Raw genomic sequence first — 15,562 nt, forward strand, 5'->3', positions numbered from 1 at the left:
GAACGCAATTTGAACCATCCGGCGCCATAAGGGTTCCCTATATGGGATGGGTAGCGACGACAGGGCAAACGGTATGGGTTCGTATTCAAAAGCCATCATCAAGGACGAGATTCGTTTCGGGACTTCCACATCCGGCGAGAATGCGCCCTGCGGCGAATATGAGTTGACCTGCAAGGACGGTTGCGTCGGTCTTTGCCACTGTAAGGACAAGCGCGCTTTCACGCTCTCCCTCGACGCCTTTATTCAGCATCTCAATGAAGGCCGCATCGCTGTCATTTGACGGGTCTTGACGCTTAGACTGCCAAAGCGCTTTCAAACAAAGGCATGGCCTCCGGCAGGAGCCATAAAATATCGCTTTTATCGGTTCGCTCGAACAGCGCGTCTGCATTGGCGATCGGCGTCAGCCAAAGCCGGTGCGACAGGCCGCTACGACGCAGGTCAATGTGATGCGCCGCATATCCCCGCGCACTTAGCAGGCGAAACAATTCATCCAGCTCGTTTCGCGGCGTTAGATGGCGCTGATATTCCGTTGTCATGACGGGGCGGGTTTTCTCGATCACCTTCAGCAAACCGGAAACCGCCTGGCGTTCATAGCCTTCGACATCAAGCTTGATGAAGGTGGGTTGGTCGGCGGACAGCGCATCCAGCAAGAGATCGTCGCCGCGCTCAACGCGAACCGTCGCTTCCTCTGTGACAACCGCCATCAACGGTCCATCGAGATTGGCCAGCGTTCCGGATTCGCTGCCGCCATCGAGCACCCGGAAGGTCAGATCGGCCGCCTCGTCCGAAAGTCCGCAAGCATGAACGATGATCTGGTCGAATCTGTTCATCGCCGCATGTTCGAGAATGCGCGCGCGCACGGTTTCGTTCGGTTCAAAAGCATGAACGCGCCCGCCGGGGCCGACGAGCGAGGCGGCGAACAGGGACAACAGCCCGATATTCGCGCCGCCATCAATAAACTGCCCGCCGGGTTTCAGGACGGCGCGCATGATGAGCAGCAATTCAAGCTCCTGATAGCGCCCGAGGAAATATGTCCCGCGCTCGAAGGCCGCGGAAAGATCCAGCCAGACATCGCCGGCGCCGCTTTTCAGCGTGAGCTTTTTCCAGCCCGCATCCGCCCAGCGTTGATTGTGGTCGAAGCCAAGGCCGGCGATGCGATACAGCTTTCCCCACCCCGGCAGTTCAGCGCGCGTCCAGGGAAGCACCCCGGCATGAAGTCCAAGTTGCGCTATTTTCCGCTGCTGAGGCATAAATTCCCACCTTGTGATTCCGGCAAAAAGGCATTGTGCAGGATTCGCGTCCTGCAAGATGCAGGCCCGGCGAAATAAAGCCTTATTGCAGGGGCCGGCCGCCTAGAATTCAAGCAATTCTTCGGGCGCATTCGGATCGGGCGCCGGCTCGCGCGCCGGACGCCAGCCTGTGCCGTCATTACAGGCCGCGCCATCCCATTCATGACGCTCTGAAAAAACATTAATGCGCTGCGTCAGCTTGCGGCACAGGATCGGCTTGCGCATGGGCCCGCCCGCAAGTTCCAGTTCGGAGCCCGGCGCCTTGATCAACAAATCGCCGAACACATAGCCGCGCACGACCCCGTTCGACGCGACCAGCATCCAGTTCTTGTCGCGCACGCGCCCAACGACTTCGACGCCCGACCCTGACGGCAGAACCTCAATCGCCTTGGCGCCAGTGCCGGGCCCGCTGCGGATGTTGGAGTTGCGCGTCAGCACATAAAGACCGAGATCGGTTTCAACCACATGGGCGAGATCAAAGTCGCCGCGCGCCGCATCGATCCGCGCGGCGGGGTCTGCTTTCAGATTGGCGAGCGCATAGGCGCCCGGCGTCACCACGCCTGTCGCGCGCCGTCCGCGCCAGCTTTGCGCCGCGCCCGTTTCCATGGCGCGCATAACGGCGTCGGAAAGCGCTTCACGATCGGCATTGTTTAAATTGTCTGCAACGGGCGAGCCTTGCGCGAAATTAACGCTGTCGCCGGAAAACGGATCAAGAGAGCCCATGCTTGAACAGGCGCCGAGCAATGCGGCGCCGAACGTCGTTAATGCAAATAATCGCAATGTTCGCAAGCCTTCAAAGATCATCATCCATCTCCTAATCGCGCTGTTGTCAGCGACACATTCTTTACCTTTGTTGCACACTCTCCGCCGAATGTGGAGGGAGGAAACGTGACGTCGGGAGCATCACGCCTGAACCAGCTCATGGAGCTTGCGCGCGAGGGGTCGCCCGAAGCGCGCCGTGACCTTTTGCGTCTGATAACCGACCTTTTTATGGCGCCGTCAGCACAGCATTCCCCTGCGGTGATGCAGCATTTCGAAGCCATCCTGTCGAGGCTTGCGGGAGACGCCGAACCCGCATTGCGGCGCGAAACCGCAGAGCGTCTCGCCGATGCGCCCGCCGCGCCGAAAGGCCTCATCAATCTCCTCGCCCGCGACAACATCGCGGTCGCCGAACCCGTTCTCAAGCGCTCAACAGCGCTCAGCGACGACGACCTTATCGCCATCATCACCCTGCGAAACCAGGGACACATCAACGCCATCGCGCGTCGCGCTGAAATTCCTTCGACCGTTTCCGCCGCCATCGTCGACCATGGCGCGGAAGCCGCGCTGATCAGCCTTGCAAAAAATCAGGGCGCGCAGTTCAGCGCCGCCGCGATGCAGGCAATGGTCGCCAAAGCGCGCAAACGCACCGATCTCCAGGTGCCGATGACCGGCCGTTACGACCTGCCGCCGCAACTTCTGACGCAGCTTTATTTCTATGTGGCCTCGCCGCTGAAAAAAGAAATCCTTCATCGTTCCGATATGCTCGATCCGGCGCTGGTGGATGTGGCGGTCCGGGCGAACCGTCACAGGCTGATGGATGAGATCGCTGACGAACCCCATGAGACGCAGGAATTCATCAGCGACGCAATCCGCATGAACGCGGTTCATGAAACGCTCCTGAAACGGCTGATCGCCGAAAAACGACGCCGCGAATTTCAATTCGCCTTTGCGCATTTTATCGGCGTCGATCTGGCGACGGGCCAAACCATTCTCAACGATCAAAGTTTTGAAGCGCTCGCCGTCGCCTGCCGCGCCGTCTCGGTCGAACGTCCGAACTTCGCGCGTTTCGTCATGGCGTTGCGTAAAAGCGGCGGCGAGGAAGCCAAGGCGCTGCGCATTCTCGATCTTTACGAGAAAGTGCCGGTTGAGGCGGCGGAGCGGATCATGCGGTTCTGGCGCATGCGCACCGAAGCGGCGGCCGGCGCCGCGCGGCTTGCGCGGTTTATCGAGGATGACGACGAACCAATGGTGCTGACGGACGGCAAGCGTTAATCCACAAAAATCCGGCCGTCGCGATCCTCGATTTCGACAATCCAGAGATCGGGATCGATCGAGCTTTCCTTTTCGAGCCAGCGGTCGATTTTCGCTTCGAGCCCGTCCGGCGCCTCTTCCCCGAAGGGCTCGCGCCAGACCATCTTGCCGTCGAGATCGCGGCTCTGGATGAACAGCTTCACCGCGCCCGGCCCCTGATAGAGTTTCACCGCGACCGCGCCCGCATCGGCGTCGCCGCGGCGGACAATGGTTGCAAAAGACCCGGCGCTGTGGGCGCGGCGGAGTTGTGCGGAAACACGGATTTCGGTTTTGACGCGCGGTTCGGTCATGCGTTCAGGGATTCCGCCAACTCAGACCATTCAGGGTATTTATTGTGCAGCTTCTTCAGCGCCGCCCTGTCTCCAGACTGATCATAAAGATAATACTCCATGCGCAAACGAATACGCGCATCATATGAGAGCGATTTATAATCTTCATTGCCATGTAGCGTTTCGAAATCGGAAAACACGCCGCCAAACCTGACGCCGCTGTCGAGAAAAAGCTTCCAGATCACCGGCGCTTCATAGACTGCTTCTGGAATGAAGAACCAATCGTATTGCTCAAACTCGATTTCGGAAACCTCGCCCAACAGTTTTCGCCACCCACTCACATAGGCGTCGTGCTTCTCCAAAGCGCCCAAGGCGCATAGTCTGGCGCGCCTTTCGTCCACGTCTTTGGGCTCCGCGAGGAAACTGAGCGCCGTTTCCGGGTCTGCCTTTGCCAGCGCCTCGTACGCTTGCCAGCAAATATCGCCGTCCTTGTACCGAGGGCAGAACTGATTGTCGCTTATCGAGTCTAGGATACATTCACGGTCCGTGACCGCGCATTTTTCGTCAGGATGCAGTTCAAGCGCCTTTTCGATATTGGCCAACGCATTCTCCAGATCGCCAACACGCTCCTGCATACAAGCGATTTCACGATAAGAGGCAGCATGGTCAGGATCGTAGGAAAGCGCTTTTTTGTATTCTTCAATTGCCGCCAGCGGCGCATTATTGAAATCGTGCACGTCTCCAGCGACATAATGGCAATCGACAAGTCGATCCATTTCTTCTTGTGTAGCAGGTGCAGCGACATTGAGCGCTGGGGTTAAAACAGTCCAGAACCACTCATATCCTTGCGCATGTGCTCGGGGAACCCCGCCATCGCTGACGAAGTTCAAAAGCTCATCTGTTGTTTCAAATTCAAGCGGCATCCAAGCAGTATAACGCCGCTCATCGAAATGGCATGTAAAATTGTTTACGCCGCCGCGCGGGTTTTGAGCGTGCGCAAGATCACCGCTTTCAGCGCCTCGGCGCGCAAGGGCTTGGTGATGAACTCGTTCATGCCTGAGGCGAGCATGGCTTCGCGCTCACCCGGCATGGCGTCGGCGGTGACGGCGACAATGGGAACATGCGCCATGGGCCCGTCCATCTTGCGGATCGCCTGGGCCGTTTCCATGCCGCTCATGCCGGGCATGTGCTTGTCCATCAGGACGATGTCGTAATCGCGCGAGGCGAGCCGTTCGAGACAGGCCGCGCCGTCATGGGCGAAGTCGGCGTCCGCGCCCCAGGCTTTCAGAAATTCGCTGACGACGAGACGGTTCACTTCATTGTCTTCAGCCACAAGCACGCGCAGCCCGGTCATGTCGTCGGCGGCGTCATAGACATCATCGCCGCCGGTTTTATCGTCAGCCACCTCGTTCACCTTGAGTTTCAACAAAAAGGTCGACCCGGCAGGCCCTGTGCGTTCAACGCCGATAGACCCGCCCATCAGCTGCGCCAGCATCCGGCAGATCGGGAGGCCGAGACCGGTGCCGCCATATTGCCGCGTCGTGCCGCGCTCGCCCTGTTCGAACTTGTCGAAGACGCGCGCCACCTTGTCGTCCGGAATGCCCTTGCCGGTGTCGGTCACGCGGAACTCCAGCGCATAACGCCCGCCGCCGCGATTAACGCCGTGAAGATGCAGGCTCACATGCCCTTCCGTCGTGAACTTGACGCCGTTGGACATGAGGTTCTGCAAGATCTGTCGGAGGCGCATGTCGTCGACAAGCGCCGAAGCGGGAATTTCGCCGGTGACATTGGCGCTGATGGTCAGGCCTTTTGCGGCGCCGTTTTCGCGCCAATTGTCGGTGACAAAGCGCACCAGATCGCGCAGATCCGTCGGCCGCGCCTCGATGGCGAGCTTGCCGGCTTCAATCTTGGACAAATCGAGAAGGTCATTGAGAATAAGCAAAAGCGACTCGCCCGACTGACGGATCGTGTCGGTGATGCGACGTTCATGGGCCGGCAGCGCGCCGGCGAGGAGCGCATCGGTCAGACCTATGACGCCGTTGAGCGGCGTTCGCAGTTCGTGGCTCATGGTGGCGAGGAATTCCGTCTTCACCGCCTCCGCGCTTTTTGCGCGGCGCACATTCTCCCGCATCGTCTCCAGCATAGAATAAAGACTCTCGGTGATCAGCACCGCAATGCCCGTGGAAATGAAAACGGCGAAGATGCCCTGCGCAAAACGGTTGGTCTCGCGCGTATAGTCATAGGGCGCCATGGCCGCCGGATGATTGAGAGAAACCCAGTAAAGAAACGATAATGTCACGACGGACGCCGCGCAGGTCCACAAGGCGACGCGCCGCCCCGCCATATAGCCTGTCATGACAGGACCGAGCGCCAGAAACGGCACCACCGCCGAATTGACGCCGGCGTGATCGGGCACGGCGGAGCCAAGAACGGCGCCAATCATCAGCAAACCGTAAAACATCGCGTAAAAGACTTCGTTCTTGTACCAGCGCACGAGCTGCATCGAAACGATAACCGTGACAATCGCGACAGAGACGATGGTGTGATCATAGACCCAGCGGCCATAGCTGAACCACATAATCGCCATGTTGCAGATCTGGGTGACAACGACCATCAGGCCGATAATCCAGACCGCGCGCATACGCGCCGCGAGCACGGGACGGCTAATCTCCGGAATGCGCAAAAAGCGCTCGTAAGCGTCAACCCAACTCTTCATGCCCGGATAGCTCTCCCGCCAAACATGGCCGTCCTAAAGCTATCGCGGGCAGTGTTAAAAAATGAATGAATGTCGCATCGCGCAACGCCAAAAAGAGCGAGCAGCTTAAGACGGCGTCAAGGAAACTTAAGCGTGGGTTAACGCCGGTCAGGCGGCGCTGCGGCCGTCTTTCGGATCGGCGCGTTCCTTGCGGAACTGGGTGACGCGATCGAGCTGGCTTTGAATATCGCTTGAGACGGCGAGACCGGCGCCTGACAAATCGCTGAGGCTTCTCGCGACCGGCAAGCGCAGGCTGGCGGTCGTGCCTTCACCCGGCGCGGAGGCGAGGTCGAGGGCGCCGCCGTGAAGCTTCGCCAGCGAAAAGGCGAGCGACAGGCCAAGCCCGGCGCCCGGCGTGCCGCGCACGCCGCTTTTGTGGAGCCCTGTGAAGCGTTCGCCGAGGCGCGCCAGCGCCATCTGGCTCATGCCGACGCCGGTGTCGGAAACTTCCATCACCAGCGTCCGGTCAACTTCCTTGACGCTGAGCGCAATCTCGCCCGATGCGGTGAATTTCACGGCGTTGGTGAGGAGGTTGATGAGAATCTGTTTGACCGCGCGCGCGTCTAGCATGCATTCGGGAAGCCCCGGCGCGATATCGACCCGCAAGGCGAGCCCGGCTTTTTCCGCCTCGCCGCGCACCATCTCTGCGCATTCGCGCACAATCGCGCCTGGTTCGGCAAGCGTCGGCGTCAGCTTGTAACGGCCGGCGTCGAGTTTTGCGCGGTCGAGAACGGAAGCGATAAGATCGGCGAGATGACCGCCCGAAGATTTGATATGGCCGACATATTCGCGATATTTTTCATGGCCGAGAGGCCCGAAGGATTCTTCCTTCATGGCGTCGGCGAAACCGAGAATCGCATTGAGGGGCGTTTTCAGCTCGTGACCGAGATCGGCGAGCAGTTCCGGCGAGACCCCGGCGCTGGATTGAGATACGGGCGCGGCGCGCTCCTCCCTGACGGCGGCAAGCTCGGGCCCGCGTTCACGGATCAGCACATTGATTCGACGCCCCTCGCGGGCGAGATGAAGTTCGACAAACTGCGCCGGCGCACCGGGGCGCTGGAGGCGCAAGGAGACCCGGCCCGCAGCCGCGTCATCTGGCGCGCTGGCGGCCTTCCCGAGGGCTTCTTTCAGGCCCGCCCGGTCTTCACGGCTGGCGAAATCGAGGAGCGACCGGCCGGCAAGCCCGCCTTCCGCCGCGATCAGGGCCTCCGCGCCGTCTGTAGCTGCGAGAATTTCCCCATCCCCGGCCACGGCGAGCACAGGATCGCCCGGCGCCGAGCGCCATTGAGGGGGCCGGCGGGTGGTTCTGAACAGGGCTGACAGGCTGAACGCCATGGACTTCCCGGGTTGAGCTGCGCGGCCCTGCGTAAGGCCGCGATTCGTTAACGCCCCTTCACCATGCGTCAGGCTGCGTTAACAAATGATAAATCGGAAAAACGGCGAAAATGTTAGGGTTCGGGACTTTCCGGGCCTTTTTCCGCGGCGAAGGATTAAAATTTAAGTTAAGGCGCGAAGACCTGTCGAATTTGATAATAATTCCGCTAGGATGATGAGCGCTGTCTTAAATTTTGGGGCGATACCGTGGCGGCTGCGTGTAAAGACCGTCATTTGGGAGAACTACTCTATGTCGCGTAAACGTAACGGGATGCGAGAAATCAACCGCGCCCGGCGAAGGGGATTACGCCCTCATCTGGCCCTTGCGGGCCTCGCCGCCGGGCTCGCCGTCACCACAGTGTCAGCCGATACGCTGGCTCAACCGAAGGACAACGCCCTTGAGCGTCAGGCCGCGAGCTATATTCAGTTTCGCGAGGATGTCGCCGCGATTGAGGCGATGCCGTTCAACAATGCGGAAGTGACCCGTGAGGCGCATCGCCGCCTCGCCGCTCACGATTCCGAATCACTCTCTGCGGGCTGGGTTGCTTATGCGGCGCTGGTCGCGGCCGACCAGCCGGGTTTCGTTGAGGCGGTCGAAAAAGAAATCAAGAAAAAGGCGAACAAGCGCAAAGGCGAGCTGGGCGGCGCGGACGGCCTCCTGTCTCATCTGGCGCAAGATCCCTCTTATCTGCGTCAACTGCCCGGCGCGAATGACGCTGTGAAGGCTGTCCTCGCCATGACCGTTCAGGACGGCGCCCGCATCGCCGAACTTGGCGAAGCGTTCAAATCGCAAGCCTACGCCATGCAGAAAACAAGCTGGGGCAAACAGAAAATCGGCTCCAGCCAGAGCCGCCTCGATGAAGCGGCGGTCTATGGCCGCAAACGCGGCGCGCCGGCGGCGCCCGTGCTCGCCCGCGCCGAAAATAACGGCGTTGTCGCTCCGTCGCTCGCCAGCGCCCGCGAAGAATGGGCCGCCGATTGGGGCGCCGGCGCGGACGAAGGCAAGATGACCGAGAAAAATGCGCAAGTCGTCATCGACCGCATTCTCAATCTCGCCGCGCGCTACTCCACCGACAAGCTGAACCCCAAAATCGTTGAGGTTTACGCCCAGAACACCAAATCCGAGCGCTGTCTTTCCATGGCGAAGCTGACACTCGACCAGTGCATCGCCGCAACGCGGACGCCCTATGAAGAAGCGTTCTGCCTTGGCGAACATGGCCTCAAAGACGTCGCCACCTGCACCGGCTGGGTCGCCGGCGCGGACAGCGCCAGCTAATCCTGCAGGTTCGTCCGTAGACTGACCTTGCATCGCTTAAACTGAAAAGGCCGTCCCTTCGGGGGCGGCCTTTTTAGTTTCAACACCATGCGCGATGCAACCAGCGCAACAGCAATGCGATCTTATATTTTCAAGAACGATTTAGCCCGCTACGACCGGTTTCCTCGCGAGAACAGTATCCTGCAGTAAATAGAAACAAAGCCAATAAAAAACACCCATGGGATCGCTCGGCTTAGAAAGCCCGTCAAATGCATTTTACTCAACATATAGGGCAGCATACAAATCATCACGAATATCGCCGCCGCCTCGATAATAACGATCACTAAAGGCAATCTGGATCGAAACAACATCTCTAAAATAGACATGAGGGGGCATTCCTTTCATGCATAAGATTAGCAAATAAGCTGACGGCAATCCGCACTTTCCATAACCTAAATCATAGCGACTTGGAAAAACGCTGACGCCGCCTTGTGAGGCGTCTTCCCGTTGGATTTTCACCATTTTTGATCTCTCCGGCCGAATAGGCTATTGTGCAGCGCACACAGGCGAACTTTCGCCTCAGTGAGGCGTTTTTCACGCGCCAGACACCAGCTTGGAAAGAACAATGGGCCGCCTCATCGCCATCTCGAACCGGACCGCCGTTGATCCAAAAGCGCGGGCCGGCGGGCTTGCCGTCGCTGTCTGGGAATCACTGAAAGCCACTGGCGGGGTCTGGTTCGGCTGGAGCGGCGAGATCGCCGAGAGCGAACACCGGGTGCTTCACGCCCATCACGACGAAGGCGTGGAATTTCTCCTCACCGATCTGACGCGCGAAGAGCATGACGGCTATTATCTCAATTACGCCAACCGCGTGATCTGGCCGGTGTTTCATTACCGCATCGACCTCGCCTCCTTCGATCGCGACGCCTTCACCATATACGCCGCCGTCAATCAGCGCATTGCGCGCCAGATCGCGCCGCGTTTGCATCCCGACGATGTCGTCTGGGTCCATGATTATCATTTCATGCTGATGGCCGACGCGCTGCGCCATACGGGCTGGGAAGGCCCGACCGGATTTTTCCTGCACATCCCATTTCCGGCGCCGGAAGTGTTTCGCGCGCTGCCTGAACATCACTGGATCGCGCGCGCGCTCTGCGCCTATGACGTGATCGGTTTTCAGGCTGAACGCGACCGTTATAATTTCGTGCAATATCTGATTGACGATTGCGGCGGCGAAGATCTTGGCGAGGGCCGCGTCAAAGCCTTCGATCAGACCATCACCGTCAAAGCCTATCCCATCGGCATCGACGCTGAAGGCTTTCGCGAAGCCAGCCGCAGCGCGAAAGCCGATGAGGCCGCGGAGCGCATTGGCCGTTTCCTCGGCGGCGAACGCGAGCTGGTGATCGGCGTTGATCGCATGGATTATTCAAAAGGCCTGCCCGAACGTTTCGAAGCGGTGGGGCGCCTGTTCGATAATTTCCCCGATATGCGCGGGCGCGTGTCGGTGACGCAGATCACCCCGCCGTCGCGCTCAAAAGTGGAAGAGTATCAGGAATTGCGCGTGGAGCTTGACGGCCTCGCGGGGCGCATCAATGGCGACTATGGCGATCTCGACTGGATTCCCTTGCGTTATCTCGCCCGCTCCTACAGCCGCGAGGAACTGGCCGGTCTCTTCCGCATCGCCCGCGTCGGCCTTGTGACGCCCTTGCGCGACGGCATGAACCTTGTCTGCAAGGAGTTTGTCATGGCGCAGGATGAGGATGACCCCGGGGTGCTGATCCTGTCGGAATTCGCCGGCGCGGCGGAACAGCTTCAGTCCGCGCTGATCGTCAATCCTCATGATACGGACAATGTCGCCGAGGCGATCCACACGGCGCTCACCATGCCGCTGGAAGAGCGCAAAAGCCGCTGGCGGCGCCTGCGTGACACCACGGTGGAGCAGGATATCGGCTGGTGGCGCGAAAAGTTCCTGAGCGATCTTTCACCCGGTGGGCTGAATTGAACGGCTGTTGGTCTTTTCCTTACATTTTAATGGTCTTTTACCGCGTATGAATTTGCCTCCGCCGCCCCTGCCGCTTCCCGGCGCCGCGCTGTTTCTCGATTTTGACGGCACGCTGGCGCCGCTTCAGTCGAATCCCGACGCCGTTATTCTGCCTGAAGGCGGCGGCGAAACCTTGCGCGCGCTGGCGGCGAAGCTTGGCGGCGCCCTGGCGGTGTTGAGCGGACGCGATATTCGCGATCTTTCCAAACGCATTCCGGACAATCTCTGGCGCGCCGGCGGTCACGGGCTTGAAGTCTGCGCCCCCGGCGACGCACCCGAAGACGAACCCAATGCGGCGCCCCCTGCGCTTGTGGACGCGCTCTCCCTCCTCGCCGCAGGCGTTGAGGGCGCGCGTCTGGAGCCGAAAGGCGAAGTCCTAGCGCTGCATTACCGCGCCGCGCCCGACGCCGGCGCCGTGTTGCAAAACGCCATGGAAAAAATCATCGCCGGGATTGACGGCTATATCCTGCAACCGGGCAAGATGGTGCTTGAAGCAAAACCCGTTCACGCCAACAAGGGACTGACCTTGATGCGCTTTCTTGAAAGACAACCCTTCGCCGGTCTGTCGCCGGTGATGGTGGGCGATGATGCAACCGATGAAGACGCCATGGCGGAAGCCAAAGCGGCGGGCGGCTATGGCGTCAAAATCGGCACGGGCGACACCCACGCCGCCTATGGGCTGGCGAGCCCGGCGGATGTGTGGCGATGGCTGGAGGCGGCGGCGCAATGACGGAACAGACGAAAACCGGAAAACCGAATCTCGATCTCGGCATTATCGGCAACGGCACCATCGCGGCGCTGATCGACAGCGACGCCAGCGTCGTCTGGATGTGCCTGCCGCGCTTTGACGGCGAGCCGGTATTCAACACACTGGTGGGCGGCGGCGGCGCCTTCGAGGTCAAGCTCGCGGGCCAGAGCAAGACGCGCCAGCGCTATATCAAAAACACCGCCGTGATCGAAACCATTCTCGAAGCCGATGACGGCTCGGCGATCGCCATCACCGATTTCGCGCCGCGCTTTTTCGACAAGGGCCGCACCTTCCGACCCGCCTCCATCGTCCGGCGCATCCGCCCGATCGCCGGCATGCCGAAAATCTCCATCTCCCTGCATGCGCAATCCAATCGCGGCGCCATGGATATTTCACCGGTGCGCGGCGTCTCCCATATCCGCTACAAGAACGATCATGCGGGTTTTCGCGTCACTACCGACGCGCCCGTCTCCTATATTATCGCCGAACGCGAATTCGTGCTCGACCGCGAAATCAATTTTATTCTTGGCCCGGACGAATCCCTGTCCGATAATCCCGCGGTGATCGCCGCCGAATGGGAAAAGCGCACCGCCGAAGGCTGGCGCGCATGGTCGCGACGGCTTGCCGCCCCCCCGGTCTGGCAGGAAGCGGTCATCCGCGCCGCGATTACGCTGAAGCTGTGCGTCTATGAAGAAACCGGCGGCATCGTTGCAGCGCTGACCACGTCGATCCCCGAACATGGCGGCTCGGAGCGTAATTGGGATTACCGCTTTTGCTGGCTGCGCGACGCCTATTTCACGGTGAATGCGCTCAATCGCCTGTCGGCTGTGGGCACGCTCGAACATTACCTCGCTTATTTGCGCAATGCCGTGGCGCATACCAAGGGCGGCCATATTCAACCGGTCTACGGCATCTCACTTGAGGAAGATCTGAAAGAAGAGATCGCGGCGGACCTCAAAGGCTATCGCACGATGGGCCCTGTGCGCTTTGGCAATCAAGCGGCCGAGCACATCCAGCATGATGTTTATGGTCATGTTGTGCTCGGCGCGAGCCAGGCGTTTTTCGACGAACGGCTGTTCGCGCAAGCGGGCGAATTGGAATTCGAACAGTTCGAGCTGGTGGGCGAGCGCGCCTATTCGGTCTACAACACGCCCGACGCCGGCATCTGGGAGTATCGCGGCCGCGCCGATGTGCACACATCTTCGGCGATCATGTGCTGGGCGGCCTGCGACCGGCTTTCAAAAATCGCTGATCACCTCGGCCGTGATGACCGCGCCGCCTATTGGCGCGGACGCGCCGACGCCATGCACGCCGTCATTCTAAAAGAAGCTTGGAACGAAGAACGCGGCGCCTTCACCGGCGCCTTTGGCGGCGAAGATCTCGACGCCTCGGTGCTTTTGATGGCGGAGATCGGCTTCATCGACCCGGCGGACCCGCGCTATGTGGCTACTGTTGAGCGCATCGACGATGAGCTGCGCGAGGGCTATCACGTCTATCGCTATCGCGCCGAAGACGATTTCGGCAAGCCGCAAACCGCGTTCACGGCCTGCACCTTCTGGCATATTGACGCCCTCGCCCGCATTGGCCGCAAGGATGAAGCGCGCGCCATGTTCGAAGATGTGCTCGCCCATCGCAATCATCTCGGCATTCTTTCCGAAGACATAGACGTCGCCAAAGGCGAGCTTTGGGGCAATTTCCCGCAGACCTATTCCATGGCGGGCATCATCAACGCCGCCGCGCGCCTGTCCCCGCGCTGGGAAGACGTGGTTTAACCCTCGCCGCTCTGGCTCCAGAAGTCTTCGACATGATCGAGGTCCCAGACCCATTCGCGCGCCTCGGTCAGCTTGCCGCCACCAAAAACGAGCATCAGGCAGGTCGGATTTTCGAGCTGTTTGGCGCCCCGCTGCGCGCGGCCGATGAAGTGAAGAAAGGCGCAGGTCTCATCCCCGACGAGCGCGACGCGCTCTGAGTGAAACGTCCCGCCGGTCATCTCCATCACTTTAAACAGGAACGCAAAGATCGCTTCACGTCCCCGATGATCGCCCGCCAGCGCGCCACGCTTGCCCGGAAATCGCCACACCGCATCCTCCGCAATCATCGCGGAGGCTGTCGCTGCGTCGCGGCGCGCGAACGCATCGAACAGCTTTTCGGTGAGCGCCGCGGCGTTCATGTTGCCGCCGGTCAGCCCGGCTTTTTCATGGTGACGACCTGTATGGAGGTTTTCTCACCGGCGTCCATCAGGATGTAATTCGTCATACGCCCGTCTTTTTCAAAGCCGAGGCGGCTCATCTGCGGCGTCGGATTATCCGCGGCGATTTCGCTCCATCCGGCGGCGGTCATGTCACGCTGGGCTTGCTCCGCGAGATCCGCGACGCTTTCATCGCTCATCGCCTGAACCATAAATCCATCTTGCTGACCCGGCACGGCGCTCGTCGAAATGATGGACCAGCCGCCATCCATCGGCACATCCGAGGGGAAACCATCCGGCAGATCGAGATTGCTGCCGACCGTCGCGCCAAGACCGTTGTTAATGCGCACGCTCGCAACATCGCCGTTGTCGTCAAGCTCCACATCGGCGTCTACGCCATGCTTGGCGGCTTCCGCCTCCATTTTTTTCTCACGAGCTTCCTCGCTCCCGCCGCCACAGGCGGTCAGCAGCATCGCAGCGCTTAAAACACTCAGAACAATCGTCGTTTTCATCAGGCTTCCCCCTTCATTGACCCGCATAAATAGCGGGGATTTTCACGTTGAAACCGTAACGGCGCCCGTCCGGGGTGGCAATCTTCGGTTGCGGCGCCCGACATCAGGCCCTATCTCCCGCCCATGGCCAGTTTTGACGACATATCAGGCGATTTCGCCTTTCTCGATGAGTGGGACGATCGCTACAAATATCTGATCGATCTCGGCCGCAATCTGGAGCCCTATCCGGAGGCGGTGCGCGACGAAGCCCACAAGGTGCGCGGATGCGCCAGCCAGGTCTGGCTTGATGCGCAACGCGACGGCGACGCGATTGTCCTGAAAGGCGACAGCGACGCGCATATCGTCAAGGGACTCGTGGCGCTGTTGATCGCGCTTTACTCGGGAAAATCCGCGCAGGAAATTCTCGCCACCGACCCCGAAGCCGCGCTGGCGCCGTTTGATCTTAAAGATCACCTGACGCCGCAGCGCTCCAACGGTCTCCACTCCATGATCAAGCGCATTCGCGCCATCGCTGAGCAGGACAAACCGGTCTAGGCGGAATAGCCGATCCGTTTTTGTTCAAGCGCGCCGCGCCGGAACAATCCGTCTGACTCGGCCTTGCGAATGCGATCACGCAACAACCGCTCCATATAGACAAGCTGGACTTCGTGGATCGGACTGTCGCGGCTGTCCTCGATATTGATGCAGGCGTGCGAAATCGTGGAGCGGTCGCGATTGAATTCGGTGGCGACCTCGCCCAGCGACAACTGCCCGACGACATGCGCGAGATACATCGCCGTCTGCCGCGCGCGGGCGAGCGCGGCGCCGCGCCTTTCCGCACTCATCAGCGCCGCATGGGGCAAACCATAGGCCTCGCACACGACCTCCTTCGCCATGCGCGCAACAAGCCGGGCAGCACGCTGAGAAAAACGATCCGATCTTTTCGGCATACATCCTCCCATAACTGGTCCCTGCGCAAGAAACGGGCCCATTTCGGGAAAGAATAAGACACGCAGAAACAGTGGGGATGCGCGCCGCGCGCATTAGGACGCGCGCGTTCAACCGGAAAGCTTTTTGCG

The 15,562-nt window shown here is 60.1% G+C and carries 17 protein-coding genes; 7 read left to right on the top strand and 10 right to left on the bottom strand.

Annotation, left to right across the window (positions count from 1 at the left end):
- The first annotated feature begins 73 nt into the window (after positions 1-73).
- Positions 74-280, top strand: coding sequence for a hypothetical protein (locus ACFOOP_RS19275; protein ID WP_379882801.1), 207 nt, complete (start codon positions 74-76; stop codon positions 278-280).
- A gap of 13 nt (positions 281-293) precedes the next feature.
- Here the strand turns inward: ACFOOP_RS19275 and ACFOOP_RS19280 are convergent, their stop codons facing one another.
- Together ACFOOP_RS19280 and ACFOOP_RS19285 are read right to left on the bottom strand one after the other, a co-directional pair.
- Positions 294-1,250 carry an FkbM family methyltransferase gene (locus tag ACFOOP_RS19280; protein WP_379882802.1) on the bottom strand — a complete coding sequence of 319 codons (957 nt, stop codon included), beginning with the start codon at positions 1,248-1,250 and terminating at the stop codon, positions 294-296.
- Between the two features lie 102 nt (positions 1,251-1,352).
- Positions 1,353-2,096 carry an SH3 domain-containing protein gene (locus tag ACFOOP_RS19285; RefSeq protein ID WP_379882803.1) on the bottom strand — a complete coding sequence of 248 codons (744 nt, stop codon included), beginning with the start codon at positions 2,094-2,096 and terminating at the stop codon, positions 1,353-1,355.
- 81 nt (positions 2,097-2,177) lie between these two features.
- Here ACFOOP_RS19285 and ACFOOP_RS19290 point away from each other — a divergent pair, with 81 nt between their 5' ends.
- On the top strand, positions 2,178-3,323 hold the full coding sequence (locus ACFOOP_RS19290) for a DUF2336 domain-containing protein (protein ID WP_379882804.1): 1,146 nt from the start codon (positions 2,178-2,180) through the stop codon (positions 3,321-3,323).
- Here the strand turns inward: ACFOOP_RS19290 and ACFOOP_RS19295 are convergent.
- The 4 genes from ACFOOP_RS19295 to ACFOOP_RS19310 form a co-directional block, all read right to left on the bottom strand.
- Positions 3,320-3,652 (bottom strand): DUF1491 family protein, encoded by a 333-nt coding sequence (locus ACFOOP_RS19295; RefSeq protein ID WP_379882805.1) that lies wholly within the window; start codon positions 3,650-3,652, stop codon positions 3,320-3,322. The genes ACFOOP_RS19290 and ACFOOP_RS19295 overlap by 4 nt on opposite strands.
- Positions 3,649-4,554 carry a tetratricopeptide repeat protein gene (locus ACFOOP_RS19300; protein ID WP_379882806.1) on the bottom strand — a complete coding sequence of 302 codons (906 nt, stop codon included), beginning with the start codon at positions 4,552-4,554 and terminating at the stop codon, positions 3,649-3,651. Before ACFOOP_RS19300 ends, ACFOOP_RS19295 begins: the two co-directional genes overlap by 4 nt.
- Positions 4,555-4,598: 44 nt before the next feature.
- The gene (locus ACFOOP_RS19305) at positions 4,599-6,347 is read right to left on the bottom strand and encodes an ATP-binding protein (RefSeq protein ID WP_379882808.1); all 1,749 of its coding nucleotides are present in this window, start codon (positions 6,345-6,347) and stop codon (positions 4,599-4,601) included.
- Positions 6,348-6,494: 147 nt separating this feature from the next.
- Complete coding sequence (locus tag ACFOOP_RS19310; RefSeq protein ID WP_379882810.1) at positions 6,495-7,721, bottom strand: sensor histidine kinase; 1,227 nt, start codon at positions 7,719-7,721, stop codon at positions 6,495-6,497.
- Positions 7,722-8,010: 289 nt separating this feature from the next.
- Between ACFOOP_RS19310 and ACFOOP_RS19315 the strand changes: the two genes are divergently transcribed.
- Positions 8,011-9,036, top strand: coding sequence for a hypothetical protein (locus ACFOOP_RS19315; protein ID WP_379882812.1), 1,026 nt, complete (start codon positions 8,011-8,013; stop codon positions 9,034-9,036).
- Between the two features lie 255 nt (positions 9,037-9,291).
- Here ACFOOP_RS19315 and ACFOOP_RS19320 read toward each other — a convergent pair whose 3' ends face one another.
- Complete coding sequence (locus tag ACFOOP_RS19320) at positions 9,292-9,537, bottom strand: hypothetical protein (RefSeq protein ID WP_379882813.1); 246 nt, start codon at positions 9,535-9,537, stop codon at positions 9,292-9,294.
- A gap of 103 nt (positions 9,538-9,640) precedes the next feature.
- Between ACFOOP_RS19320 and ACFOOP_RS19325 the strand changes: the two genes are divergently transcribed.
- The 3 genes from ACFOOP_RS19325 to ACFOOP_RS19335 are packed head-to-tail and all read left to right on the top strand — an operon-like array spanning position 9,641 to position 13,576.
- Positions 9,641-11,017, top strand: a complete 1,377-nt coding sequence (locus ACFOOP_RS19325; RefSeq protein ID WP_379882815.1) for an alpha,alpha-trehalose-phosphate synthase (UDP-forming) — start codon at positions 9,641-9,643, stop codon at positions 11,015-11,017.
- Between the two features lie 46 nt (positions 11,018-11,063).
- Positions 11,064-11,786, top strand: a complete 723-nt coding sequence (gene otsB, locus ACFOOP_RS19330) for a trehalose-phosphatase (RefSeq protein WP_379882816.1) — start codon at positions 11,064-11,066, stop codon at positions 11,784-11,786.
- The gene (locus tag ACFOOP_RS19335; RefSeq protein ID WP_379882817.1) at positions 11,783-13,576 is read left to right on the top strand and encodes a glycoside hydrolase family 15 protein; all 1,794 of its coding nucleotides are present in this window, start codon (positions 11,783-11,785) and stop codon (positions 13,574-13,576) included. The genes otsB and ACFOOP_RS19335 overlap by 4 nt, the downstream gene beginning before the upstream one ends.
- Here the strand turns inward: ACFOOP_RS19335 and ACFOOP_RS19340 are convergent.
- Together ACFOOP_RS19340 and ACFOOP_RS19345 are read right to left on the bottom strand one after the other, a co-directional pair.
- Positions 13,573-13,974, bottom strand: coding sequence for a nuclear transport factor 2 family protein (locus ACFOOP_RS19340; protein ID WP_379882818.1), 402 nt, complete (start codon positions 13,972-13,974; stop codon positions 13,573-13,575). The two genes, ACFOOP_RS19335 and ACFOOP_RS19340, sit on opposite strands and share 4 nt — an antisense overlap.
- Positions 13,975-13,985: 11 nt before the next feature.
- Positions 13,986-14,504 carry a hypothetical protein gene (locus tag ACFOOP_RS19345; RefSeq protein ID WP_379882819.1) on the bottom strand — a complete coding sequence of 173 codons (519 nt, stop codon included), beginning with the start codon at positions 14,502-14,504 and terminating at the stop codon, positions 13,986-13,988.
- A gap of 123 nt (positions 14,505-14,627) precedes the next feature.
- Here ACFOOP_RS19345 and ACFOOP_RS19350 point away from each other — a divergent pair, with 123 nt between their 5' ends.
- Positions 14,628-15,038, top strand: a complete 411-nt coding sequence (locus ACFOOP_RS19350; RefSeq protein WP_379882820.1) for a SufE family protein — start codon at positions 14,628-14,630, stop codon at positions 15,036-15,038.
- Here ACFOOP_RS19350 and ACFOOP_RS19355 read toward each other — a convergent pair.
- Positions 15,035-15,433, bottom strand: a complete 399-nt coding sequence (locus tag ACFOOP_RS19355; protein WP_379882821.1) for a helix-turn-helix domain-containing protein — start codon at positions 15,431-15,433, stop codon at positions 15,035-15,037. The two genes, ACFOOP_RS19350 and ACFOOP_RS19355, sit on opposite strands and share 4 nt — an antisense overlap.
- Positions 15,434-15,562 lie beyond the last annotated feature (129 nt).

This window comes from Hyphococcus aureus, assembly GCF_042643165.1.
In the GTDB taxonomy this organism is placed as follows: domain Bacteria; phylum Pseudomonadota; class Alphaproteobacteria; order Caulobacterales; family Parvularculaceae; genus Hyphococcus; species Hyphococcus aureus.

Bases quoted from the DNA above. Each gene is read 5' to 3' on its own strand.
- ACFOOP_RS19275 (WP_379882801.1), top strand. From the start codon at position 74: ATGGGTTCGTATTCAAAAGCCATCATCAAGGACGAGATTCGTTTCGGG.
- ACFOOP_RS19280 (WP_379882802.1), bottom strand. From the start codon at position 1,250: ATGCCTCAGCAGCGGAAAATAGCGCAACTTGGACTTCATGCCGGGGTG.
- ACFOOP_RS19285 (WP_379882803.1), bottom strand. From the start codon at position 2,096: ATGATGATCTTTGAAGGCTTGCGAACATTGCGATTATTTGCATTAACG.
- ACFOOP_RS19295 (WP_379882805.1), bottom strand. From the start codon at position 3,652: ATGACCGAACCGCGCGTCAAAACCGAAATCCGTGTTTCCGCACAACTC.
- ACFOOP_RS19300 (WP_379882806.1), bottom strand. From the start codon at position 4,554: ATGCCGCTTGAATTTGAAACAACAGATGAGCTTTTGAACTTCGTCAGC.
- ACFOOP_RS19305 (WP_379882808.1), bottom strand. From the start codon at position 6,347: ATGAAGAGTTGGGTTGACGCTTACGAGCGCTTTTTGCGCATTCCGGAG.
- ACFOOP_RS19310 (WP_379882810.1), bottom strand. From the start codon at position 7,721: ATGGCGTTCAGCCTGTCAGCCCTGTTCAGAACCACCCGCCGGCCCCCT.
- ACFOOP_RS19315 (WP_379882812.1), top strand. From the start codon at position 8,011: ATGTCGCGTAAACGTAACGGGATGCGAGAAATCAACCGCGCCCGGCGA.
- ACFOOP_RS19320 (WP_379882813.1), bottom strand. From the start codon at position 9,537: ATGGTGAAAATCCAACGGGAAGACGCCTCACAAGGCGGCGTCAGCGTT.
- ACFOOP_RS19325 (WP_379882815.1), top strand. From the start codon at position 9,641: ATGGGCCGCCTCATCGCCATCTCGAACCGGACCGCCGTTGATCCAAAA.
- otsB (WP_379882816.1), top strand. From the start codon at position 11,064: ATGAATTTGCCTCCGCCGCCCCTGCCGCTTCCCGGCGCCGCGCTGTTT.
- ACFOOP_RS19335 (WP_379882817.1), top strand. From the start codon at position 11,783: ATGACGGAACAGACGAAAACCGGAAAACCGAATCTCGATCTCGGCATT.
- ACFOOP_RS19340 (WP_379882818.1), bottom strand. From the start codon at position 13,974: ATGAACGCCGCGGCGCTCACCGAAAAGCTGTTCGATGCGTTCGCGCGC.
- ACFOOP_RS19345 (WP_379882819.1), bottom strand. From the start codon at position 14,504: ATGAAAACGACGATTGTTCTGAGTGTTTTAAGCGCTGCGATGCTGCTG.
- ACFOOP_RS19350 (WP_379882820.1), top strand. From the start codon at position 14,628: ATGGCCAGTTTTGACGACATATCAGGCGATTTCGCCTTTCTCGATGAG.
- ACFOOP_RS19355 (WP_379882821.1), bottom strand. From the start codon at position 15,433: ATGCCGAAAAGATCGGATCGTTTTTCTCAGCGTGCTGCCCGGCTTGTT.